Source organism: Acinetobacter sichuanensis (assembly GCF_003024515.2).
Classification (GTDB): Bacteria; Pseudomonadota; Gammaproteobacteria; order Pseudomonadales; family Moraxellaceae; genus Acinetobacter; species Acinetobacter sichuanensis.
The window spans coordinates 1-26,056 of record NZ_PYIX02000032.1 but is presented as its reverse complement, the minus strand read 5'-3'; the positions used below and the strand labels follow the sequence as shown (position 1 = coordinate 26,056).

Sequence of the window (26,056 nt, the reverse complement as noted above, 5' to 3'; positions counted from 1 at the left end):
GCATGAATCAACCATTATCCTACGTACTTCATCATGATGCGAGTTATCCAATGCAGTTTCCGCTGTTATCTACGCAGCGTGGCATTTTCCTTGCTGACCATTTAAGCGAAATTGAAGATTTATACGCGATTGCACATTGTTTGGAACTGCCGAATAATATTGATTTGCACCAATTTAAGCAGGCTATTCAACAGGGGCTTTCAGAAGCAGAATCCGTGACTGCAACTTATTCTACACAGCCTGATCATGCTGTTTTGCACGTGCAACCTGAATCTCAAATGGTGATTGAAGAGTTTGATTTCCGCCATCTTCCACCTAAACAGGCAATGCAACGGGTGTGGGATTGGATGCCGACCGATCGTGAACATGCTAAATCGTTAAAGCAAGATCAACAGCAATTGTACCGCCAAGTTCTATTTATCACGCATGACACGATCTATTGGTATCAACGTTATCATCACATTATGTTAGATGGCTTTAGTTTAATTAATCTGAGCAAGCGGATTATTGAAATTTATCAGCAAATGGCTGCTCAACAAACACCAAAACCTTCTCCCTTTATTGCTTTACAAGAGGTAATTCAAGAGCGTTTGGCTTATGAAAATAGTCAACAGTTCAAGACCGATCAACAATTTTGGCAGCATTATTGTGAAGATCTCCCTTCACCCATCACGCTCAGTATTCATCATGCTGCAGCGAAAACTACAGCGCGATTTATTAAGCATCAATTACGCTTTTCTCAAGGTATTCTAAAAGAAACTCAAGATCTTGCTACACAATACAAAGTCGCACTTCCCGATATGATGATGGCTTTGTCATTATTGTATCTTTACAAAATGAGTGACAAAGCTGAGTTAGTCGTGGGCATTCCATTCATGCGTCGTCTTGGCTCTAAAGCCATCCGCTCGACCCTACCTACAGTCAATGTCCTACCCGTTAAATTTCAACTCTCGCCACAAGAAGATTGGCTGAGTTTAGCCTTGCAGGTGCAGCAACAATTACAACGCATCCGTCCACATCAAAAATATGATGCTGAACAAATTCTACGCGATCTTAATTCAATTGATATTCACGAGCGCATTTACGGTCCAATTCTGAACTATAAAGCTTTCGATCAAGACCTGAACTTGAACGATCATCAGGTGAAAACACATCATATTTCGACAGGTCCGATTGATGATTTTGAGTTTTCTTTTATTGTACAAAATCAGGAACTCATCATTGAGTTACGTGCCGATGCGCTGCGTTATACCCAAAATGAATTATTTGCACATGGGCAACGTCTCACGCTGCTTTTAGAACAAGGTTTATCATCACCTCGCCAAGCCATTCAAGATATTAATATCTTGCCGAAGTCAGAAGCGCAAGCACTGATCAAAGCAGGAACTGGTGCGAAGATTTCTCACCCTGAAAAATACAACAATATTTTAGATATTTTCTATGAACAAGCGGCGCTATACCCTGACCGCATTGCACTAATCAGTGGTGAGAGAGAGCAGCTCTATCAGCTCAGTTTTTCTGAATTAAGTCTTAAAATCAATCAACTAACACGCTACCTTCAAGCACAAGGTGCGCAAAAGAATACTGTGATTGCAGGGGCAATTCCACGCTCTGCGGAATCTGTGGTTGTGATGCTTTCTGTCCTGAATTCAGGGGCGAGTTTCTTGCCTCTCGATTTGGATTATCCGATTGATCGGATGCAAATGATGTGTGAAGATGCAAATCCGCTGTTTGCCCTTACTACGCAGTCACTGACCAATCAATTACCCAAAAACTTAAAGCAAATCCATCTTGATGATCCCAATGTCATTGCAGCCATCCAAGATCAAGACTCAAGTACCATTCCAGCAATACAGCGCCATTTTGATTTTCAAGATGTAGCTTACGTTATCTTTACGTCAGGTAGTACAGGGCGTCCTAAAGGGGTGATGAATACACATGGTTCATTACTGAATCTCATTCTCTCGCATCGTGACACCATTTACCAACCTGCCTTAAATGCGGTGAATCAACAATATCCACATCGTCCACTACGTGCAGCACATACCCACTCTTTCTCTTTTGACTCGTCGTGGTTGCAAGTTTTTTGGATGTTATGGGGTCAAGAGCTGCATATTTTTGATGAAAATATGCGCCGCGATGCTTGGGGCTTAGTTCAGGAAATTCAGCATCGTCATATCGATACTTTAGATTTACCACCTTCTTTTTGCGCACAAATGATCACCAACGGTTTATTTGCCACAGATCAACATCATCCTCGTCTGATCCTGATTGGCGGTGAAGCTGCACCTTTGGCTTTATGGCAGCAATTAAATGCGCAAACTCATTTATTTGCACATAACTTATATGGTCCAACCGAATATACCGTCGATACCTTCCGTGCTGAATTAAAACAGACGGATCGTCCAGTGATTGCCAACCCAATTGGCAATACCCAAGCTTATGTACTGGATCGCAATTTACAATTGTGTGCTACAGGCGTGATTGGAGAGCTATATATTTCTGGCTTTGGGATTGCTAATGGCTACCTTGGGCGCGCTGATTTAAGTTCAACGCGTTTTGTTGCCAATCCCTTTGATGTTGGGCAACGTATGTATCGAACTGGCGACTTAGTGCGTTGGAACAATGCAGGTAAATTGGAATTTATGGGGCGTTGTGATGATCAAATCAAGATCCGAGGTTATCGGGTAGAAATTGGTGAGGTTGAAAATGCCTTATCCATTCTGCCTAATATAGAAAGTGTGGTGGTCATTGCTGAACCGATTAACAATAGTCATCGCCTATTGGGCTACTGTGTAGTCAAAGATTTAACATGGAATGAAGAACAAGCGGAACAGTTAAGTGAGACTTATTTAAGCCAATTACGCCAAAACCTCCCTGACTATATGGTGCCTTCGGCATTAACGGTCATGCAGCAATTCCCGCGAAATGTCAGCGGTAAGGTCGACAAAAAAGCCTTGCCACGCCCACAAATTCGGACACAAAGTCGCATCGCACAAACACCTGAGCAACAATTGCTCTGTGATTTGTGTGCTCAGATTTTGAAAATAGAAAATATTGGTATTGATGACGACTTTTTCATGACGGGTGGCGACAGTATTTCTGCCATTATGCTGTGTACACACTTACGCAAGCAGGGTTACATACTTAAACCAAGTGATGTATTCCAACTTAAAAATATTGCAGCTTTATCTACATGCTTGCAAAAACTGGAGCAGCAACCTAGCATTCCTCAGCAGCTACATTCACTTATAGATGCAAATATCACCCAAAAGATCAAAGCTGAATATGGCAATGAGTACAATGTTTTGCCCTTGTTGCCATTACAAAAAGGCATGTTATTCCATGCTCAACTAGAACAGCAGCAAGCAAGCTATAATGCCTTTACTCAAATCAGTCTGCACGGTGAAATCGATCCCTTACGCTTACAACAAGCACTGAATACTGTTTTACGCAAACACCCTCAATTGAGTGGTTGGTTTGATACCCAAAATACTGAAGAACCGATTTTTATCTATACACAACAGCCAACTCAAAATTGGCCGTTAACAAGTTTGGTCTGCGGTACGGATCAACTAGAAACGCAAATTCAACACGCCTTGCAACACACTATGCAATTGGATCAAGAATATGGCGCACTGCGTACGATCTTGATTCAACATACTGCACAGCATGCGGAATTAATCATTATCGTCCATCACTTGCTGACGGATGGCTGGTCTACCCCCTTATTTATACAAGACCTGATCGATGCCTACCAACATCCATTGACTCCACTCAAAAGCTTAACTGATTCATACCATGACGTGGTGATGCAACTTATTCAGCAAGATCATACTGCTGCACGCCGCATTTGGACTGAAGATTTACAGGATACGCAACCTCTCATTTTATTTGAACATGCAAAAAAACAAGCTGTCGAAGAATATGCTTATCAACTTAGTCCAGCACTGAGTACCCAATTGGAGCAACGATTACGTAAGGCAGGCATTACATTAAATGTCTTCATGCAAATGATCTGGGCAATGACCCTACAGACTTATGCCTACCGCGAAGAAATTGTTTTTGGTACGCCAGTTTCAGGGCGCACTGCCCCAATTATGGGTTTAGAACAACAAATTGGTTTGTTCCTAAATACCATTCCTGTTCAAGTAAAATTGAACATGCAACAAAGCCTGTGGCAACAACTGGATCATTTGCAACACAGCCATATTTGCCACCTCGAACAAGATGGTATAGGACTCAATGAAATTCAAACCCTGTTGGGTAAAGGCAATTTGTTCGATACATTATTAGTTGTTGAAAACTATCCTGATCATCATTACTTAAAGCAACAATTGGGTGATGCTAAAATTGAAAAACTGACCAATCGCGGCTATAGCCATTATCCATTGGCATTATTGGTCATTCCTGATCAATCGATTGAATTACTGTTAGAACATCGTGGTGTAATCGCTCAACCTGAACAATTGATGGCACGCATGGTTCAATTCATTGAAACTGCATTAGATCAACCTGATCGGGTATTAGCAGAATATCCTTTACAGCTTCCTAAAGAAGCACAACATCTAAAAGCCATCAACCAAACACAGCATGCTGTGCCAGCAACCACTTTACAGCAACTCTTAAACAAAGCTGCGAAGCAACATCCTCAAGCCTTAGCTTTGGTCGATGAACAGCATCAACTGAGTTTGCAACAGGTTCGCGAACAGGTCTATGGCTTGGCACAGCAACTCCAACAGCACGGCGTTCAAGCAGGTGATGTGATTGCCATTGCCTTACCTCGTTCGGTCAAGCTCAGTCTCGCAATTCTTGCTGTGATTGAAGCAGGAGCAGCGTATTTACCGATTGATCTACAGCATCCAAATGAGCGTATTCAATATATGCTTCAAGATGCACAGCCACGGCTCATCATTACTGAACCATCCTTACTGCCCGATGCTCAAATACCGCGTTTTAACTTTGATGCCTTACTCACCCCCGACGCACTCGCATTGGTAGATTATCAAACGACGCTTGTGAGTCCACAACACCCTGCCTACATGATTTATACATCAGGTACAACAGGGCAACCTAAAGGCGTTTTGGTTTCCCACCAAGCAATTGTCAATCGAATTTTATGGATGCAAGACCAATATCCACTCAATACTACAGATGTGATTTTGCAAAAAACTCCAAGTACTTTTGATGTTTCTGTTTGGGAGTTTTTCTGGTCATATTTAGTCGGGGCACGATTGGTCATGGCACCAGAACATGCGCATAAAGACCCACTAAAACTGTTAGATATTATTCAAAAGCAAGGAATCACCACACTACATTTTGTACCTTCGATGTTATCGGTTTTTGAAAATGCGGTGAGCACCTTGATGAGTGCAGAACAGCGTCGATCACTTCCGCTGAAACGCGTGTTCTGTAGTGGTGAAGCATTGCCGATCGCATTAGCTACAAACTTTTTTCAGCATTTCAGTTGTGCTTTATACAATCTATATGGTCCGACTGAAGCTGCGGTAGATGTGAGTTATATGAATGCTCGTGCGCCATCAGCAACTCAGGAAAATAGTGTTCCTATTGGCTATCCTGTATGGAACACCGAGCTGTATATTTTGGATCAATATTTGCGCCCTGTTCCCGTAGGCGTGCATGGCGAACTCTATATTGCGGGTGAGCAATTGGCGTTGGGCTATCACAATCGTCCTGATCTAACGGCAAACCGTTTTGTTGCCAATCCATTCCAAGTTGGCAAACGTATGTATCGTACGGGTGATATTGCACATTGGCAGGAAAATGGCAGTATTCAGTATGTTGGACGTGCTGATGATCAATTAAAAATTCGCGGTCAACGTGTCGAACTAGGTGAAATTGAACAGCAAATCTGTCTAATCACACAGATCGATGATGTGGTCGTACACCCTGTTGCATTGAACGCATCACAAGAACCCCAATTAATCGCTTATGTAAAAACAAACACTAGCTTAGACACTGCCTCTCTGAAAAAGAAACTGGCAAAAGCCTTACCAGCCTATATGTGCCCAAGTCATTTTATGTCGCTGGCTGAATTCCCCCTCAGTCATAATGGTAAGTTGGATCGCAAAGCTCTACCAAAACCAACTCAGTTAGACACACAAATCAAGCGTTTACCCAACTCTGAAACCGAACATAAAGTTGCCATCATCTTTAAAAAACTTCTAAATATTCAAGAAGATATATCAGTTGATGCCGATTTCTTTGCACTAGGTGGGCATTCGATTTTAGTCATGAAATTGGTGATTGAGCTGCGTAAAGTATTCAACCAATCCCTACCGATGGGCATGCTCATGACTCAAGTCAGCATTGAACGTATTGCTGCACTGTTACTTTCACAAGAGCGCTTACAGCATGTAGAACAAAACGGAATGCAACCAATCTTGCACATCCGTTCAGGAACGACTCACCCACTGTTCTGTTTCTCTCCTGGCTCAGGCTCTGCATGGCAATACACCGCTTTGTCCCCGTATTTAGACCCAAATATCCCGATCATCGGTTTACAGTCGCCACGTCCAGAGGGTTTACTCGCCAATAGTGCATCAATGGATGAGTTAGCAGAGAAACAACTGGAGTTAATTCGCACTATACAACCACAGGGACCCTATAGTTTCTTAGGTCATTCTTTAGGTGGCACAGTCGCATATGCAGTGGCAGCAAAACTTCGTGAACAAAATGAACGCGTTGATTATCTCGGTTTATTAGATACTTACCCTGCGGAAATCCACCAATGGTTAGACCCATCGGTAGAAGAAATGAATGCTGAAGCCGAACAAGAGCAGTTCTTTAATGATATTTTAGAAGAGGCTGATGTTAGCCTGTACCAAGAAACTCAGCGCTTACAACAGGACATTTTTGCCAACTATCGTGATGCAGTACGCTTGTTAAAACCGTATAAAATGCCAAAGTTTGATGGTCATTTACATGTAGTCGTTGCAGAAAAAGATTTGCTGTCTTACATTCAGCCTCAAGCCCAGTGGCAACCGTTGGTGGCACAGCTTTCTATCACAACCATGTCAGATGCAAATCACAGCAATATTCTATCCCCAAAACAATTGCAAAAATTAGGTCTTATTTTAAATACACACATTGAGCATGCACGTCAGTTAAAAGGTGCAGATCATGTCCTTTAAAATGCTGCTGACAGATTTTAGTATACTCAAAACCAATCGCCATTTTCGCAATGTCTTTGTTGCACGTACCTTGTCTTTATTGACTATTGGAATGTTGATTGTGGCAATTCCGCAACAAGTCTATCAAATGACGCATGATGTATTTCATGTTGCGATTGCCACTGCGATTGAAGGCATTGCCATGTTTATTGGTTTATTGCTGGGTGGGGTTCTATCTGACCGCTATGATCGAAAAAAGCTGATTCTGTTTGCCCGAAGCTTTTGTGGCATTGGCTTTATCGGATTGGCTTTGAATGCGATGTCCAACCAACCCTCGCTGAGTTTGATTTATGTTTTTAGTGCATGGGATGGTTTCTTTGGTGCCTTAGGTGTCACGGCGATGATGGCAGTCATGCCCATGATTGTTGGGCGCGAAAACATTGTGCAAGCGCGCGCGGTGAGTATGCTTTCCGTGCGACTCGCCACCGTGATTGCCCCAGCCTTGGGTGGCATTATTATTGCAGCGAGCAATGTCGCTGCTGCTTATTGGATTGCAGCCATCGGTACTTTATTGACTGTCATTCTGTTACTAAACTTACCGAGCCTCAAGCCTTCACAACACGGTGCTGTCATGGAATCCCCGCTACAACAGCTCTTGCAAGGTTTTAAATTCGTTTTTCAAAATAAGATTGTCGGTACGACCATTTTGATTGGCACTCTCTTGAGTTTCAGCAGTGCCATCCGCATCGTCTTCCCGCAAATGGTAGAACAACAGTTTGCAGGCGGTGCATTTGAATTAGGATTGATGTATTCGGCTGTCCCCTTAGGCGGCATCATCGCTGCATTTCTCAGTGGTTGGACCAATCAACTGATTCGTCCTGGCAATATCATGCTGTATTTCTGCCTAGCTGTTTTTGCCTGCATGATTGCGATCGGTTTAAGTTCATGGTTCAATTTGACTTTGTTCATTCTGACAGTATTTGGTTATTGCTCTGCTGTTGCAAATTTACTGCAATACAGCATCGTACAAGGTCATACACCAGATGACTATTTAGGACGCATTAATGCCATTTGGTTGGCTCAAGATGCTTCAGCAGATTCTATCGCCACTACGGGCATGGGCTTACTCACTCGATTACTTCCAATCACGAGCAGCATTTTCTATTTTGGTCTGATCAGTCTATTGCTGGGTTTACTCTGTCTGATTGGCTTTACAGGAATTCGTAAAGCTGGGTTGCAAGATCCGAATTTACAGGAAAGTTAATCTGTTTTAACTCAGAAGAAAGCGCCATGCTTCCTTCTGAGTACTAATATCTATATGAGTGGCTGTATCTCTAGATCAATGCTATTTTTGGTTGGTCTTATATACCCAAGTCAGTACATAATCTTCCTGTATCTCCCAATAGCCCTCATACTCTTGAACCAATTGAAATTTATTCTGAATTTCATTTGAAAACTTTAATTTAACACATCGGTTTGGTAATGAAATTTCAGTAATCGCCGCATCTAGAAAATCAATATAGTGCTTAACTTCAGGATAAACCGCTTTATACAAGCTTTCCTTAATGGAAAAAACCAAAGTCAAAAATTGCTGAAAACTTAATTCTGATTTTATCTCATCCCAAATTTTATAATCTTGATGGTTCAGAATCAGATGCTGACCCTCTGCAATCAAAGCCTCACTAACCCAATGTTCAATATCAATACCCAAATAAGCTGTAGATGCCGATACCGCGACTACAATCTGATTTTTCGAATGGCTAATACTACCTCGAAATGGTGGAGTCCACTGTGGTAATCGCTGCGAAAGTGAAGTTACTCCTTCATAAACCTCATAATACTGCATCAGTATTGCTTGTATTAAAATTCGCCCACTATAAAACTCACTCAGCCGTGTTGATACAGCTTGCTCTAGATATTTTGGTGGTGTGAGATTTTTAAAAAGATGCACATCAATATGTTCTAAATCCAACTGGTAACAGACGCAGTCCTGCATCAGCTCAAGTTTTTGTGCATGTTCAAAGACGTAATCGGTAAAATACTTTTGAAAATATAATGGCTCATTCATTGAAAATACAAAATAAGTTGAAGGTTCACAAAGGACGTCATTGTTAAAGGAAATTTAAATAGAATTCATCATTAGATATGCTAGTAAATAGTATTAAATTTCATTTGTAAATGATTATCAATTATATATACTGTCTAGCAAATAAACAATCGCTTATGATTTATCATCCTTATGAAAACGTTCGGAATCATACTTACGCTCTTAGGCACCTTCAGTATTTATTGCAGTCATTACAATCAAAATTTACTCGCATCTCCGCTCCCCAAGATTTTCAAAATAATTGGTCTTGGATTGCTGTTGCTCGCACTCATTGTGCTGTTAATCAGTTTGCCTAAAGTCGTCGCCTGCTTTGTTTGGGTCGTGTTAATGATCTTGGTTTGGTCGCATATTCCATTTATTACACTCTTTAAACGCAGGTTAAACCCATGAAAAATAAAATTGAAAAGACCATTCAACCAGACTGGTGGTCTAAATCTTTCGCTGGGGCAATCTTTGGATTAAGTTTGGCGATCGCTTTAGGAAATTTAATCGTGGTGATTGGCAAGCACTTTATTGCAATGGATTTATTGGTACAGCTCGCCATGTGGAGTATTCCTTGGTTATGGATGCCACTACTTTTCATCAGTTTTTTATTTCACACTGGCAAAGCCGCAATTTTTTATATGGCAGCCGCCAATCTTCTTGCCTACGCCTGTCTATTTCTATTACGAGGATAATCCATGAAAGTCCGTTCCGATCTCATGAAACTCGCTAAAAGTATGCATACTTGGGTGGGAGTAAGTTCAGGAATTTTACTCTTCATTTGCTTCTTTGCAGGTGGTTTGAGTATGTTTCAACATCAAATTAGCCAATGGGCAACCCCGCAGGAGCAGATCTTACCTGCAATTAAACCTGAACAATATCAGCAACTCATTCAACAAGTTCAGGCTCAATATCCAGCAACGGAAAAGTCCTTTACTTTAAATCTTCGTTCGACAGAGCATCAATATGCCCCATTACTATGGAAAGAATCTAAACGTAATGAGGGTTTTAATATTGCACAAAGCACATGGCTTGCCAGTTTGGACTCACAAGGTCAATTAATTACACAGCAGACCAATCTTTCCAAAGCGGGTTGGCTCATTGAACAATTACATGAAACAGCTGGTATCCCCGGAATGGCTGGTCACCATGGATTTGGCGTCTATGTCATGGGTGTGGTTGCCATTTTATATTTTTTGGCACTCATGACAGGTCTGCTTCTACTCTTGCCGACTTTGGTTAAAGATTATTTTGCAGTCCGCCCCGGCAAAAATAAAAAGCGTTTTTGGTTGGATACACATAATGTGGTTGGGATTACCAGTCTGCCCTTTCACATCATTATTTGCATTTCGGTTATTGTTTTTGCATTTCATGATTTCTTTTATGACTCGATTGGACATCTTGCACTTAAAGGCAAACCTGTGTTTAGTCCAAGCAAGCAAGAGCAAATATATATTCCTTCAACTCAACTCGATATTGATAAAATTTTGGCACAAGCGAAAAAAGTCGCTCCTGAATATGCTGTCGATTACATTGAGTTTAATAATTTAGATCAACCCCAAAAGGCTTCAGCTCGTATCGCTTTATATAGCAGCGAACAAATGCTGCGTGGTGCGTCCAATGATTTTATGCGCATGCATCCCTATCAAGTTGAAAAGTTTAATTATAGCGGAATCAATACTCAAACCGATGCAGGTAACAAACTCATTAATGCCATGTTCAGCTTACATTTTGGCAGTTTTGGTGGTGATACTGTACGTTGGATTTATTTTATTTTTGGCATGGGCGGCGCATTTTTATTTTATTCAGGCAATATTCTATGGATTGAAACACGGGCTAAAAAGCAAAAACGCGCTCAAGACCCAATTCCTACACAGCGTAAAGATGTTACATTCTTTGCTAATCTCACGATTGGCACATGTTTGGGCTGTATTTTAGCCATTACAGGGACACTTCTATTCAGCCGTTGGTTCTATGCCATCTTAGATATTTCTAGCATGAATCATTTCTTTATGTATAGCTATTACAGTATTTTTCTGATCTGTACTGCCTATGCTTTTGTTATCGGGTATGCCAAAGCTCTACCACACTTACTCGCCGCTATTGCGATCAGTTTAGCTCTCATTCCATTGACCTCATTATTTGCATTTCTCATCCCACATACTGGGGTTTGGCTGCATCATAATATGGTGATTTGGATTGATATCATCGCGTTCTGTACTGCACTTATGTTTATGCGCTTTTATCAGCAAGCACAAGATCGCGCTAAAATAGCGAGCGCAGGTTCACTCTGGGCACCATAAGCTTGCCATCTTAAGCATAATCGTGATTACACGATCATCATGATTTATGCTTAAGATAGATCCTGACCAAAACTCTATGCACATATACCCATTTTAGGATAATGCTGATCAGTCAGGAGATGTTTGTTTGATGATTAGCATTCATACTCAATCCAAGAAATTTTCTATCTGACCTAGGTTATAATGTATTTTTTCTCAAATATGATTAATCCAATATGAGCACCTCTAATGACCCTTTACATGGCAAAAAACTTGCTGATATTTTAGATGAATTACTAGACTACTATGGTGGCTTTGAAGGCTTAAGTCGTAAAATTGAAATTAGATGTTTTTGCATAGATCCAAGCGTTAAATCATCATTGCGATTCTTGCGTACCACGCCATGGGCACGTGAAAAAGTAGAAAGCTTATATTTATACGTCTTACGCCAAAAGGCTAAACAGAAGTCATAATTGTTAATAATCAGATATTCCTGCTTAGCTTCGTCATATAAATTTATACCAAAGTGTAGATGAGATTGATTGAGCATTTATATGTTGGTTATTATTGTTGATTTATCCACAAAATATTGTGACCAAAAATCAAAATACACTTCCCTTCCTTAAATGACATCACACAAAATAAAAACACTATATATCCGTTATATAGTGTTTATTAAAATACTATTTATGTTTTTTCAAGTATTTTATGTCGGTGACTTTTCATCAAGTTGGTTATTCAGGTGAGCTATGAAAATGTCAGTTTTTTTATTCGATTATTTAATCAGCATTTTTCAACCACCCCTGCTGCATGGCGTGACATAAATTGTTAAATTTCCATCATCTGATCAACCTGAGTTATCTAGTCAATTTTAGATCAATACTTTAACTTCATTTAAACATATCTATATGAATTTAAAATAGATTTATATTTATGCTATTTTCACCCTATATATGGGAATCTTATTCCCTTATTAAAGCTTTATGATGAGGATATGTAGCAAAATAGAGTAAAATATGACTGATTTAGTTCTCCCTCCCCACTTGGCACAGCATCGTGCATTTACACGTGTTTTTCAGCCAAATAAACTTAGTTTTGGTTTGATCGCTCCTTTTAAAGGCTATGCAAACAGCCCTATACCTGATATGTCCGATCATGCCGAACTTGCAAAAATGGCAGACAAAGGCGGGATTTCAGCTTTATGGATCAGAGATGTCCCATTCTATGATCCAAATTTTGGAGATGTAGCACAAATCTATGATCCTTTTGTAGACTTAGGTTATCTAGCAGCGATCACTGAAAATATTACTTTAGGTACAGCAGGTATCGTTTCGCCATTACGTAATCCTGTGCTCACTGCAAAACAAGCCACCTCTGTAGACCAACTCTCAGGTGGGCGCTTTCTCTTAGGCATGTCTAGTGGTGATCGTCCTGTAGAATATTCTGCTTTCGATTGTGAGTTTGAAAATCGTGCAGAACGCTTTCGTGAAGCATGGCACATGATTCGTACATTGACAGAAAATAAATTCCCTAAAATGACTACAGAACATCATGGTTGTTTATCAGGGCAAATCGACTTAGTTCCCAAACCGATACAAGGTCGACTGCCTATGTTAACGATTGGACGTGCACGTCAAGATATGTCATGGTTTGCCAATCAATCCGATGCTTGGATTTGGCATGGCGTCGATCCAAAACGTTCAAAAAGTATTGTACAAGAAATTGAACATCTAGGAGATGGCAGCACATGGCATCCTTTTGGCTATGCTAATTTTCTCGACTTAAGTGAAAATCCTGATGAGCCAGCACATTTGTATAATAATATTTTTTTAAGGACAGGTCGTAAAGCACTGATGGAATTTTGGGAACAACAGCGTCTAGATGGTGTCGCCCATATTACACTGAATTTAAAACCAACACGTCGCCCTGCCAAAGAAGTTTTGCAAGAACTCATCGAAGATGTTGTTCCTCACTTTAGTATTTCTAATCATTTAGAATAAGTAAATTTTATCATTGAGTCTTGTCTTAACTCAAAATACTGCTTATTGGACATAAATACCCCCCATAACATTCATTCATAGTGATCAATTTAGACGTGAAATGCCCCTATTTTGCGTCTATTCATTACGTTCCCAAGGTGGAAGATCTCCCCATTGTTCCACGAGATCATCAATAAACATACGAATACGAGGTGATAAATGTTTTTTACTTGGATAAATAATTCGAATAGGCTCATCTGTAAGCGCATAATCTTCTAGCACTGCAACGAGTTTTCCTTGATCAATCGCTTTTTTAGTTAAATAAGCAGGTAACTGAATAATACCAAATCCTAAAATAGCTGATTCCAAAATTGCATCTGAGCTATCTATTTTCATTTTTTCAGTACCATCAAAAACCCAAATTTGATGATCAATTTTAAATCGCCAGTTTTTACGTTGTGCGCTGCCATTAAAAAAAATAGTATGATGCTTGTATAAATCTTGCGGCTGCTCTGGATAACCATTTAACGCTAAATATTCAGGTGAAGCACACGTTTGCATACGCTGCCAACCAATTGTACGTGTCAAAAGCCGTGAATCTTCCTTAGGTTCACCAACACGAATACCAATATCAAAACCTTCATCAATAATATCGACAAAACGATCAGTAAATGAAATATCTGCATTTAAAGCAGACCATTTTTTTAAAAATTGATGTAATACAGGCAAAATATACTGATGCCCTAGCGAATGTGGTGCTGTAATCTTCAATGTTCCTGTCGGATGAATTCGTCGTGTTGCCATCACCTGATCAATTTCATCCAGATTTTGTAATAATTGCTGGCAGTACTCAAATAAAATACGCCCGTCATCAGTCAAACTCAGACTACGTGTAGTGCGATTGAGTAAACGTACTGCCATTTGTTCTTCGAGTCGTACAATACTTTTACCAATCGCCGAACGTGAAAGTCCTAAATGTTTGCCTGCTTGAGTAAAACTGCCATATTTCACAGAACTCACAAAGGCAGATAAATCACTGATACGATTGATTTCCATACATATTACCTAGTTTAAATACAGCCCCTCAATAAGGGAAAATTATTCTACAATATTTTAATTATAATCAATTTAATCTTATTTTTTAGCAAATTTATGCATAAAAACACACAAAAACCCTTTGTGATTATTGGAAATTTCATCTAATAAATTAACTAATGCAAGAAGTCCAATCACCATCAATTTATCAACTCGCTCAAGTCTTTTGTCACCTTATTGGATGACTTTTTTAGTAATAATACATGCTAATATTTTTTATTTATTGTCAATATTTATAGATTTTCATCTGTAATGCCGATGAAGCATCATGTAATAAACCACGACTTAAATACTTCTTTGTGATCCAAGTCAAAATCACAATCCAAAATAGTCATTTCACTTCTCATTCAATGTATAAGGATATACATGTTAGAAATTATATCTGTTATTTTCCCAATATTTATAACGATTTTTATTGGCTATCTGAGTCTGTACTTTTCTATATTAAATAAAGAGGCGATGAAGGTCATTGGGCTATTTATTATTAAAGTTTCATTGCCTTGTTTGTTGTTAGTCAGTATTTCATCTCAAGATTTTCATTCGTTAATACAAATACCTTATCTCATGAGTTACGGTCTTGCGTCGAGTATCGTCTTTATTGTGACTGTATTGATTTATTTGAAGAAATTTGAAATGCCTCTGAGCCATGCTGCTGTTATGGGAATGGGCGCAGCAATGTCAAATACAGGATTTATTGGCAGTGGTTTACTGTATTTATTCTTAGGAGAAAAAGCAGCAATTTATTTTGGTATGACTTTTTTAGTCGAAAATTTTATCGTTTTTTTAATGTTTCTCATTTGTCTTGAGTTAGGTCAGCAGCAAACATCAGTAAAACAAATTTTAAAATCAGGACTGATGAATATTGTTAAAAATCCATTAATTATTGCACTTATTTTAGGCTTTATATTCAGTGCTTCGCAAAGACAATTGCCTGAAATTTTACAACTTACGTTAAGATCAATAGGTCAAACTTCAGCACCATTAGGTTTATGTGTCATTGGTGGCAGTTTATACGGTATTTCTCTCCATACTCAGCAGAAAATAGCGAGAGATATTGTCATTATTGCTGGTTTAAAACTGATTATCATGCCTCTCTTGGTGTATGTTATTTTTTTAATCGTTCCAAATACTTCAAAAGAAATGATTTTTGCTGGCGTGTTACTCTCGAGTGTTTCTATGGTTGGGCTATATGCTGTCTTTGGGCAACAATATGATATGCAGAAAGTTCCTCCTATTTTACTGGTGACGACTTTATTGTCTATTGTGAGTATGAGTTTAGTGATTCATTATCTACGCGTTTAAGAAAATTCTATATAAAATAAATGATAAAAACCCTGAAATTTCAGGGTTTTATTTTTTATAAAAAGTTAAACCAAAATCAAACTAAGGACGGAAAATAATCGGGCTACCATTCATAAAACGATTAAAACGGAATAATGCTAAATCAATTTTAGGTGTTCTTTGCATGACTAAATCAGCCAGTGCCTCAGCAGCAGCAGGCGCTACAGTCAAACCATTATAAAAACCTGAACCAATAAACAAACCTGAAATGCTATCTACTTGTGATAAATATGGTAAATGATCAGGCGTTGTTGTTAAAAATCCAGCCCAACTTTCCTGCAAAGTTCTTTGATGATCTGCCGTATAGTCTGTATAACGTTGTATTGCATCATTTAAAGGTGGTGTAAAAACTTCAGGAACCAATACACGATATTTTTGTAATGGTGCTAAGCCATTCGCCTTGTAACTATGCATATTTTTATATTCAAACTTCAATGTATTAATATCAAATACAGGTGAAAATTGCCCTTGCATCGCAACCAATGCTTGCATTAATTTTGGCATGTTTTTCAGCATATTCACAGTGATAGGTAAGCGTACAGCAGGCGCACAAATATCGACGCTATTTTGACTAGAATAACGAACAGCAATATCACTTTCCGCTGAAATTAAAGGAAATTTTTGATTCATTTCAAATCTGTTTAGATCTATAGCTGATGACCCAACACGCGCAATACTGGCAAATGCCATAAATTGTGGTAAATCTAAACCCAAACTTTTTGCTAAATAGGGTGTCCAAGCTCCCCCAGCAAGAACAACTGAGTGACACTTTATTTCACCCAACTCTGTTGCAACGCCTATCACTTTTCCAGCTTGTGTTAATATTTCTCCAACCGCGCAGTTTTGAAATAATTGTCCTCCTTTGGCTCTAAAAGCTTCCGCAACAGAGGAAGCAAAATGCTGAGGTTCAGCACAAGCATCACTCGGTTGATGTAATCCACCCACAAAATCTTCTTTCCAATGATATGATTTTTCTTTGAGTTCTGTCTTGGTCATTATATATCCATCAATGCCTTCAATATCTTTGACGGTATTCACCCAATCTTCTGCAGCAGCTAGACCTTCTTCAGACAAAAAACCTGTGACAGAACCTGTTTTGACATAGCCTGTAGGACCTTGTACACGCTGATCAATATCTTTCCAAAGTACTTTTGCACGTGCAACCATTTCTAATTTAACACGGTCTGAAAATAGGCTTTCGATATATCCCAAAGAACGTCCAGATGACTCGCCTGCCACGCTGCCTTTTTCACAAAGTACAACTTTTAAGCCACGTTCAACTAAAGTCAGAGCAGTTAAACTGCCTATATTGCCTGCACCAATCACGACCACATCCACTGTTTTAGGCAATACTGAGTCACTTTGTACTTTCCGTGCACGTGATATACCCTGATCTAAACTCACTCCTCCTCTATTTTTTAAAACAGCAAAACCTGATCGTGTTAAATGTTTAAATATTTGCCCATACGCTACAGTAGAGTCCTGAATATGCACTTGTTCGCTCATAACTGTGGCTCCAAAGTCGTACCATCACTAAATCGGCTTAAACGAAAAGTATGTAAATCAGGATGTTCTGACTGTTTCAATAATAAATCACTTAACATTTCTGCCAGTGCAGGTCCCCATGAAAAACCATAACCACTTGCCATCAAAACATAAAAACCTTCTATATCATTTACTGCACTCGCAATAGGTGCATTATCCTGTGTAAAAGCGACTGTTCCACTCCAAGACTCAGTAATAGATTTTGTTTTTAAATGCGGAAAAAATTGAGACATCAATTGTTTTGAGGTTTCTGCAGCAGTCAAATCAACAGCACCTGTAAAGCTCCGATGTGTTTCAAAAGGTGAGCTTTGATGATGATTCCATGTTCGTTTTATTTTCCAGTCATTGAGTGTATTTTGACCAAAATTAACTTTAACGCCTTTAGAACCACCTAACATTTTCTGAATAGGTAAAAACTTTTTATATAGTTTCATTGCATCACGGGTGATAGGTGCGCTCATCCCAGTGATCAGTCCTAATGAATATCCACCATCAATTTGTTTACGCCATGCAAAAGCACCTTTCCCGCCACATCCCATAGGACTATCTTTAAAGTCTTCTACTCTTCCCATTGACATAATTACATAAAGTTGAGGAACATCAATATGATGATGTGCGCAAAAAATCCGTGTCCATGTATTGACTGCTGAAATAACCTGAGAAGTTTGAATATATCCTTTTTCAGTAAATACCCCATGCACTTTTTTTGCTTGTAGATCTAAACCACGTACCGCACATTGTGTCACAAAAATGACGCCTCGCTTTTTGGCAGCCTCTGCGATCGCAGCCGTTGTGAGCACAGGTTCAATACAACCATCGGTTGGTGCAGTAATTGCACCATAACATTGACCTGAAAATTCGGTGGCAATGCGGCTGACTTCATGTGCTTGCAAAATTTTAATATCAGGATCGACATGTGACTGCACAGAGGTCAACCAATCTTGATAAGACTGAAATTCTTCGGCAGATTCTGCAAAATAAGTGATACCTTGTTCACGATAACCCAATTCGCCGATCTCTTGCTGTAACGCTCGCCATAAGCACTTACTACGTCGAGTCAGTTTTACTTTATGTTCCGAAGTGAGCAATTGAGATACCCAACCAAAAGCTTTACTAGAAGACTCGCAAGCAATTTCACCTTTGTCACATACCACAACTTTTTTGCCTTGTTTCGCTAAATAATAAGCGCTCAATACACCACAAATCCCTGCTCCAATAATGACAACATCAGCAGACTGCGGTAAAACATGCGTGCCCTTTACTTCCACAGACCTTAACACACCTAAAGCAGTGTGACGTGGCTGCGGCAATAGTTGAATTGAATTGAGTGCCGTATCAGAAATCATAGTTTTTTTCATGATCTATGCCCTTCTATACTTCAGATTTTTGTAGCGTCATCCATTCAATATGCGCTCTTATTGTTTGTTGAACTGGATTGAACCAGCCTTTATTTAAAGCATAATCCAGCATATGACTTAGACTCGACATCCAATGTGCATCTTGTAATTTATGTCCTGCTTGCTGTTTAATAAAATCTAAGCTCAGCTCTGCATATTCCTGATTGATTACAAGCCCTGCTTTCGCTTGGATAAAATGTTCTATGACTTGATTGACATCACCATAAGCTTCGACATGAAAGTTGTTAAAGTCATCTAGCTCTATAATTTCTATATGTGTTTCTGTTGCAATAATTTTCATATTTTCTCTCAGATTAGACGTGTATGATCTATTTGCTTGGTCTACTTGCTTAGTGTGTTCATTTTTAGACTTCACGATTTTCTTCACGAATACGGATCACTTCTTCCATGTTGTCGCCTGCTGCGATATGGTGATAAATACTGCTTTTGTTTTTCTTTAAAAATAGTGCATAAAAAAAGCCAAATACAAATGCAAACAAGACCAATAAAGGCAAATAGTTCGTCCATGCAGCTTCCATTCCTGTAATAAAGTTAAATCCCTTTAACTCGATATACATCGCCATGACTAAAAGTATGATTGAAAAAATGGGTGCAAGAAAAGTTTTCCACCAATGACCTTGGCTCTTTTTACTACGCATAAAATAACCAACAACAGCCAAAGAAGACAAAATAAGTAATGATGTACCACTAATCGCAGCAACACCAAAACCAAGTGGGCTTAGCTGACTATAAGGACTGATCCCACATGACACAGAAAAAATAATGACAATGCATGACACTGCAATTAAGGTAAATGCAGCATTTGAAGGTGCGCCATTTCGATTTAAAGTCGCAAGATAACGAGGTAAAATTTTATCACCTGCTAAACCATTTAAATAACGCGCCATAAAATTAACAACGGCTAAAGTACAGATCATTACTCCAAGCACAGTCACAACACCAAATAAAAACAATCCTGTTTCGCCTAGCGATGCTTGAATAACCGCAATAATAAAACCAAAAATATGTTGAGATATGACTTGATCCATCAAAGTTGCTGGACTAGAAAATGAAATAAGTGCCCATGAAACAAGAAAAAAGGTTAAAGATAAAATGGTCACTGATATTGCTAAAGCACGGGGAATCATTTTTTCAGGATTACGGGTTTCGGGTGCATATAAAGCACCTGCTTCTAAGCCTTGAAAAACCAAAAATGAAAAAATAAATGCAACATGCCAATTACCATATTGAAATATATTCCATTGAATCACTTCAGGAGAAAATGTCGCTTGAATGCCATGTAAATTAATAATGCCTATCAGTAAGGCTGCGATCAGTAATAATTCACAAATAACGATCAGACCACCAATAAATGCGCTAAAATCAATCTGATTCCATACCATCACAGCAACAAAAATAACTAAGCCGACCAGACTCGTTTGCCAACTTAAATTAAATCCTAAAGATGTAACTGTTTCGCCAATCACCGCAGAACCTACAGCAAATGAACCTAAACACCCTGATACATATCCCACAACCGCGATCATGGCTGCACCTACCCCAAAAGGCTTAGCAATGCCACGACAAATATAACTATAAAAAGCTCCAGGACGGCTAATTTGACGTACCATTTCAGCATAGCCAATGCAAAATAAGCCAATAATTGAACCTGCAAGTAAATAAGTTAATGCCGAAGATGGTCCACCAAAGGCAAGTCCTAAAGGCAAGGTTGCCATCACCACAGATAAGGGCGTTAAAGCGGCTAAAATAAGTACAACGATTTTCCATGTCGTCAATGTTTTTTGCGGCATGCCGACTTCTTGCACATCAGCACGAGCAAATTGATTTTCTAATGTATTGCTCATAGTTGTTCCTTCAAGCATTGATGATGAATTGCAACAAGCAAGCTTTGAAAGGGATACTGATAGGATCAGCAGATATATGACTGCAAATGGAATTAATTTAATATCAACATATTATTTGTTCATCCATGCTCATTCACTTGCTATGCAATAAAAATTGCATCCTCAATTGAATATTCTCTATTTTTTAAATATGTAAAAATCATTTTTTAATACATTTTTAGATGAATTCAATCCCTTCAAAGCAAGACTTGTAGAAGATATCCGAACGTCGTCCATGCTCCATTCGGAAATTTTGATTAAATACGCTAGTCTATAAACACATTTGAGTTGTCATTCTGTATGACTGCGCCCTTATATGCCCAGACTTCAAACTCAACCTTCATACGTGAATCTACTAAACCGACGATTGTCAAAGCGGCACTTGCTGTTCGTACACCATTTAAATATTGACGTATTACAGCATCAACAGCCAAAACATCTTTCTGATCTGTGATATAGGGTCTAAACCATACAATTTGATTCAAAGCGCTGCCTTGACTTTCTAGCATCATTTTGATTTTCTCAAATGCGCTTATGGCTTGCTCAGTAACAGAAACTGAAATATGACCCTGAGCATCATGCCCACCAATACCACTGATTAAAATCCACTCCTCATTTGCCAAAAAATGTGCAAACGGATGGGGCGGTTCTGGTTGTGAATTTGAATGCCAAACAGCTTTATTCATGTTCTATTCCTTAACCCTGTGTCGTGTTGGTTTCTTCCCATTTTCGAATCACAGGATCTTCACCAGGAATTGCATTTTTCCAAATATCAATTAAATAACCATCACGAACAATGGCTGGGCTTGGTACATCTTTGCGACGTTTGACAGCATATTCCATTGTTGTGTCAAAACCTTGTGGAGAAGTCCGTTCATCCAATGGTTTGCCATTTTTACGGAAATGCGGCAATACTTCTTGTGAAAAAATGGTGAGACATTTATCCAATAACCAACGTTTTTTAATACCTGTTGAAAAGTTCAATAAAACACGACCACAGCCTGTTTCTAAAATCGTTTCTTCTAATTTTTCAATCACTGTTTGTGGAGAGCCGACAACAACCCAGTTATTATCAATTAAATCTTGTAGCGTCATTTTTTTGGTATCTAAACCATAACCATTTGACAAAATAGCTTTCATTGAGTTTAACGAGGTATAACCTGGTGGAAAGGTTTCTACTGCGGATGTTTCAAAATAATTTTGGTAATCCCATAAATATTCTGCCTCAACCTCTTTACGTGCAATTTCATCGGTTTCTGCAACATGTACCTGAATCACACATGCACTTTGTTTTGGGTCTGGTTCATAGCCTTCTTTACGACATAGTTCACGGAATTTATCCATCGTTGCTTTCATTAAAGGGCGATGATTCAATACCGTTTGATAGGTATAACGACGTTGGGCAGCGAGTTCTAAGGTTTCTAAAGAACCCCCACTTGGCAATAGAAAATCTACTTTATGATCTAAACGTGGCCATACATTGACATAATTTTGATTAAAAAACTTACCTCGCCATGTAAATGGTCCAGGCTCACTCAAAGCTTTCGCTAAGAGATCATGACCTTCTTTATGACGTTCACGTGCAGTTGCTGGATTCATACCCAAAGAATGGTATTGTTGACCTAAGCCCATCGGTAAGCCAACAATTAAACGTCCATGTGACATTTGACTAACCAATGCAATCTCTTCTGCCAAACGTATCGGAGACTGGTAAGCATTTAACAAAGGTCCACTCGCCACAATTTTTAAACGAGAAGTTCGGGCTGCAATATAAGCTGCTGCAACCATACCCGATGGAAAAGGGTTAATTGGTCCATTGTGCTGCTCTGTAAATGCCACTCCGTCTAAACCATATTTTTCCATACTCACCAGTACGTCCAAAGTATTTTCTAAAACGTTCTGACCTTGGATTGGATCATAATAAGTATTTGGTAAATCAATATAAATTGACTTTGATGGACGATCACCAGAGTACGGAATATTTGGATAAACGCCTTCCACTGTTCCGAAAAATTCGACATCGTGTTTAATTTTGCATGCATCTGAGTTTGATGTTGTCATATTCAATTCCTTTTTGATCTGTTTTTACGCTTTTTCTATAACTTTTTGATTAAGGCTGCCAATCAATGCATCAGCTTGCTTACTTTTATTAATAAAATTGACAATGAGATCAGTCACTTCTTTTGGGTTTTCATAAACTAAAGCGTGGCTGGTAGGCGAATTTTCCACATGACTTAACGTTTTTAGCTCACTATTTGGCAATAACGCTGCATAACGAACAGGTTGTAAATTTCCTGTAATACGGTCATCTTCAGCAGCAATAATCAATGTCGGTGCTTGAACACGCTGTAAACGTCGATTGAGTTTATAGTCATAACGTGGATTCCAAAATAAAAGTGCCGATGTTGCATCTTCATGAAAAGCTTGCAAAATATCTTGAACACCACCTTCTTGTGTTAATAATTCCTCATATTCAGCTGCACGACCATTAAATAAAGCAGCCAAAGCCGCATCTGGCTGAAAACGAAATACATCAATGAAGGGTTCATCTTCAATATGAAGACCTAATGGCGTGACTAAAGTCACAGAAGCATAACGCTCAGGAAAATATACCGCTAAATTTGCAGCTAACCACGCACCTAAAGATGTGCCCACCAAATGAAAATTCGTCAGATTCATTTTTCGGAAAAAAGCATCATAATGTAAGACAAAATCTGCCCAAGAATCTTGATCATCAAAACGTGGCGTATCGCCATAACCTGGATGCTCAGGTGCAATCACATCAAATTTTTCAGCTAAAGCTTGATGTATAGGTCCCCATTGGCGTGTTCCTGCACCACCATGTAAATACACCAAAGTTTCACCCTGACCTTCACGACGATATGCGACTTCTAGCCCATCGACCTCAATAATTTTTGGTTCTGTCCAATTTTTCCATTGACGTGTCGCAAACTTTGCAGTGTCAATCTTTAGGTTTTTGATTAATTCAATTTGAGGCATGTTGAAAACTCCGAGAATATCTTGCTCACTAATCTCGGCTGAAAATAGGATTTAAACAATCACATAAAAAGGTGACAAACAAAATGACAAGTCACCTTTCAGGAGTAGTGTATTTTTTTGCAGCGTATGTAGATTTTATTTAGGAACAATCAAAAAGGATTGTGAGCTGAGCTTTACTTATCAACACACATTTCTCTTTAAGGACATACGATGAACACACATACTTCTATTTTTGATACCGCTGCACTCCGTACAGCTTTTTCTCACTATCCATCAGGTGTTGTTGCGATTGCTGCACGTCATCATGATGAAGACCATGCACTTGTTGCAGCAGCTTTTAATGTTGGAATCTCACTTGAACCTGCATTGGTCAGTGTTGCCATTCAAAACACATCATCGACATGGCCTATTCTAAAAAATGCAAAAGAGTTGGGAATCTCTGTCTTTGCAGAACACCAAAAAAGCTTGTGTCACCAGATTAGTGCTAAAGATAAAAGTAAACGCTTTGAAAATATTGATATTTCTTATGGTGTCAATAATGCAATGTACCTGCCTGAAGCATCACTTTATTTTACCTGTGAAATATATGCTGAATATCCTGCAGGTGATCACACCATGGTTTTGCTCAAAGTTAAATCTTTCACGCAAGGCAATCATGAACCTATCGTTTTTCATAAATCAAATTTCAGAGTTTTAGATAAATCTGAATAATGTTTAGGTCAGTATAACTAAAAAATACTGACCTTTTTTATTTCTAAATATCACAGATCCAAGGAAAAGGACTTCGATTAATGAAACTAAAAAGTTTATTTAAGCCTTCTATTTTATTGTCTTATCTCATTTTTACACAGCATAGTTTTGCAGCTCAAATTTATCAGGATAACGAAAAACAACTCAATGTTGACTTAAGTAGTTGGGTAGGAATATTTAATTCACAAGAAAACTACTACCCCACAGATCAAAATGGTAGTCAATGGGCTGAAGGCTTTATTAAATATGGTCTTTCAGGAAAAATAAATACTGCAGCAGATAGCCATATTTATGGTGCTATTGCAGGCGTTACTTCTTTTACACGTGGTGATGGAGACATGGCAGGTAATAGCCGTGGCACAGAAAATAAGTCCTCTTTAGAAAATGCCTACATTGGCTGGAAATCAGGAAATTTATTACCAATTCTAGGGGAAAATGGTTTAGATATTTCTTTTGGTTCGCAAGTTTATCATTTAGGTGATGGTTTTTTAGTGACCGATGATAGTGCAAATTTAGGTGAGAATCGTAACTTTGAAGATGCAGACAGTCAGATGGTAAACCGTGGTGGAGCGTATTATACAGCGGCTCGTCGTTCATTTCATAAAGCTGCATTGATTAAAGTAGGTCAGGCAGAAGGCTTAAAAACAGAATTGGCGTGGGTACAATCCGATAATCCCATTCACGCATCTTCTGAATTTGCTTCGCTAGATTTAAGTTATAAAATAGGCGATCATCATATTGGTGCAGACTATATTCAGTTTTTAGATTTCAATCACAACCAAGCCATGCGACTCAATCCAACGATATTTATGCGTGACAATATGCAAGTTTATAGTCTATATGGCACAAGTAATATGGGTATAGAAAATGTCAAACTTGGATTTAATTATAGCCGACAAGAAAAAGAAAAAAATTTAACTGATGAATATGAGGTGATTGATCAAAAACATCATGATCAAGCTTGGTATGCAAGTGCTGGTTATCATTTCACTCAATTACCATGGACGCCCACTGTAAATTATCGCTATACACATTATTCTGAACATTGGGATGCGATGTTTGTAGGTGTGGAAAAATTAGGTACTTGGATTCTAGGGGAAGTTGCAGGGAATTTTGCAGGACCATTTAATAGTAATGCAAATATTCACATGATTGGTCTAGAAGCTTTTCCTCATGAAAGTTTATTATTGGGTGCAAATTTTTATAAATTTGAATCTATTGACACCAAAAATCAACCCAACTATTCGGGCAAAGAGTTCGATTTTTTTGCAATGTATCAAGTCAATGATACTCTTTCTCTTATTCCTGTATTAAGTTTCTATAAGCCTGAAAAATCAGCAAAAAATAATGGGAGTCAAATCGGTTCAGACAAAACGAATATTTTTGCAGGGCTTATAGCAGCAATTACCTACTAAAGTTTAACCAACGGCAAGCTAAAAAAATAATCATAAATGGCTTGCCATCGTTGATAAAAATAATACACTTTAGAAAGATCTAATTTTACTTCATTAAGTAAATTTAAATATTTGAATGAAAATTCT

General features: G+C 38.7%; 18 protein-coding genes. 9 read left to right on the top strand and 9 right to left on the bottom strand.

Annotated elements, in window-relative coordinates; translation table 11 throughout:
* The first annotated feature begins 2 nt into the window (after positions 1–2).
* Complete coding sequence (locus C9E89_RS16105; protein ID WP_107009360.1) at positions 3–7,154, top strand: non-ribosomal peptide synthetase; 7,152 nt, start codon at positions 3–5, stop codon at positions 7,152–7,154.
* Positions 7,144–8,397 carry an enterobactin transporter EntS gene (gene entS / locus C9E89_RS16100; RefSeq protein WP_107009359.1) on the top strand — a complete coding sequence of 418 codons (1,254 nt, stop codon included), beginning with the start codon at positions 7,144–7,146 and terminating at the stop codon, positions 8,395–8,397. Before C9E89_RS16105 ends, entS begins: the two co-directional genes overlap by 11 nt.
* Positions 8,398–8,478: 81 nt before the next feature.
* On the opposite strand, the gene C9E89_RS16095 is transcribed toward entS, so the two are convergent.
* Positions 8,479–9,201, bottom strand: a complete 723-nt coding sequence (locus tag C9E89_RS16095; RefSeq protein WP_107009358.1) for a 4'-phosphopantetheinyl transferase family protein — start codon at positions 9,199–9,201, stop codon at positions 8,479–8,481.
* A gap of 425 nt (positions 9,202–9,626) precedes the next feature.
* On the opposite strand from C9E89_RS16095, the gene C9E89_RS16085 reads away from it, so the two are divergent.
* The 4 genes from C9E89_RS16085 to C9E89_RS16070 all read left to right on the top strand — a co-directional run bounded on the left by C9E89_RS16085 (position 9,627) and on the right by C9E89_RS16070 (position 13,504).
* Positions 9,627–9,917 carry a hypothetical protein gene (locus C9E89_RS16085; RefSeq protein ID WP_107009356.1) on the top strand — a complete coding sequence of 97 codons (291 nt, stop codon included), beginning with the start codon at positions 9,627–9,629 and terminating at the stop codon, positions 9,915–9,917.
* 3 nt (positions 9,918–9,920) lie between these two features.
* Positions 9,921–11,525 carry a PepSY-associated TM helix domain-containing protein gene (locus C9E89_RS16080; RefSeq protein WP_107009355.1) on the top strand — a complete coding sequence of 535 codons (1,605 nt, stop codon included), beginning with the start codon at positions 9,921–9,923 and terminating at the stop codon, positions 11,523–11,525.
* A 215-nt stretch (positions 11,526–11,740) separates the two neighbouring features.
* On the top strand, positions 11,741–11,977 hold the full coding sequence (locus C9E89_RS16075; protein ID WP_107009354.1) for a VF530 family protein: 237 nt from the start codon (positions 11,741–11,743) through the stop codon (positions 11,975–11,977).
* 543 nt (positions 11,978–12,520) lie between these two features.
* Entirely contained in the window at positions 12,521–13,504 is a 984-nt protein-coding gene (locus C9E89_RS16070; RefSeq protein ID WP_107009353.1) for an LLM class oxidoreductase, read from the top strand.
* A gap of 117 nt (positions 13,505–13,621) precedes the next feature.
* Here C9E89_RS16070 and C9E89_RS16065 read toward each other — a convergent pair whose 3' ends face one another.
* Complete coding sequence (locus C9E89_RS16065) at positions 13,622–14,539, bottom strand: LysR family transcriptional regulator (RefSeq protein WP_107009352.1); 918 nt, start codon at positions 14,537–14,539, stop codon at positions 13,622–13,624.
* Positions 14,540–14,944: 405 nt separating this feature from the next.
* Between C9E89_RS16065 and C9E89_RS16060 the strand changes: the two genes are divergently transcribed.
* The gene (locus C9E89_RS16060; protein WP_107009351.1) at positions 14,945–15,880 is read left to right on the top strand and encodes an AEC family transporter; all 936 of its coding nucleotides are present in this window, start codon (positions 14,945–14,947) and stop codon (positions 15,878–15,880) included.
* A gap of 81 nt (positions 15,881–15,961) precedes the next feature.
* On the opposite strand, the gene C9E89_RS16055 is transcribed toward C9E89_RS16060, so the two are convergent.
* The 7 genes from C9E89_RS16055 to C9E89_RS16025 form a co-directional block, all read right to left on the bottom strand.
* Positions 15,962–17,425, bottom strand: a complete 1,464-nt coding sequence (locus tag C9E89_RS16055) for an NAD(P)/FAD-dependent oxidoreductase (protein WP_107009350.1) — start codon at positions 17,423–17,425, stop codon at positions 15,962–15,964.
* Positions 17,422–18,822, bottom strand: coding sequence for an NAD(P)/FAD-dependent oxidoreductase (locus C9E89_RS16050; RefSeq protein WP_107009349.1), 1,401 nt, complete (start codon positions 18,820–18,822; stop codon positions 17,422–17,424). Before C9E89_RS16050 ends, C9E89_RS16055 begins: the two co-directional genes overlap by 4 nt.
* Positions 18,823–18,835: 13 nt before the next feature.
* Positions 18,836–19,162, bottom strand: coding sequence for a hypothetical protein (locus C9E89_RS16045; protein ID WP_107009348.1), 327 nt, complete (start codon positions 19,160–19,162; stop codon positions 18,836–18,838).
* 64 nt (positions 19,163–19,226) lie between these two features.
* Positions 19,227–20,726 (bottom strand): APC family permease, encoded by a 1,500-nt coding sequence (locus C9E89_RS16040; RefSeq protein ID WP_171405153.1) that lies wholly within the window; start codon positions 20,724–20,726, stop codon positions 19,227–19,229.
* A 305-nt stretch (positions 20,727–21,031) separates the two neighbouring features.
* Positions 21,032–21,451, bottom strand: coding sequence for a RidA family protein (locus C9E89_RS16035; RefSeq protein WP_107009346.1), 420 nt, complete (start codon positions 21,449–21,451; stop codon positions 21,032–21,034).
* 10 nt (positions 21,452–21,461) lie between these two features.
* Entirely contained in the window at positions 21,462–22,826 is a 1,365-nt protein-coding gene (locus C9E89_RS16030) for an LLM class flavin-dependent oxidoreductase (protein ID WP_107009345.1), read from the bottom strand.
* 24 nt (positions 22,827–22,850) lie between these two features.
* Complete coding sequence (locus C9E89_RS16025; protein WP_107009344.1) at positions 22,851–23,765, bottom strand: alpha/beta fold hydrolase; 915 nt, start codon at positions 23,763–23,765, stop codon at positions 22,851–22,853.
* Positions 23,766–23,975: 210 nt separating this feature from the next.
* Between C9E89_RS16025 and C9E89_RS16020 the strand changes: the two genes are divergently transcribed.
* Together C9E89_RS16020 and C9E89_RS16015 are read left to right on the top strand one after the other, a co-directional pair.
* Positions 23,976–24,476 carry a flavin reductase family protein gene (locus tag C9E89_RS16020; protein WP_107009343.1) on the top strand — a complete coding sequence of 167 codons (501 nt, stop codon included), beginning with the start codon at positions 23,976–23,978 and terminating at the stop codon, positions 24,474–24,476.
* An 80-nt stretch (positions 24,477–24,556) separates the two neighbouring features.
* Positions 24,557–25,930 (top strand): hypothetical protein, encoded by a 1,374-nt coding sequence (locus tag C9E89_RS16015; RefSeq protein WP_107009342.1) that lies wholly within the window; start codon positions 24,557–24,559, stop codon positions 25,928–25,930.
* The last annotated feature ends 126 nt before the right edge of the window (positions 25,931–26,056 follow it).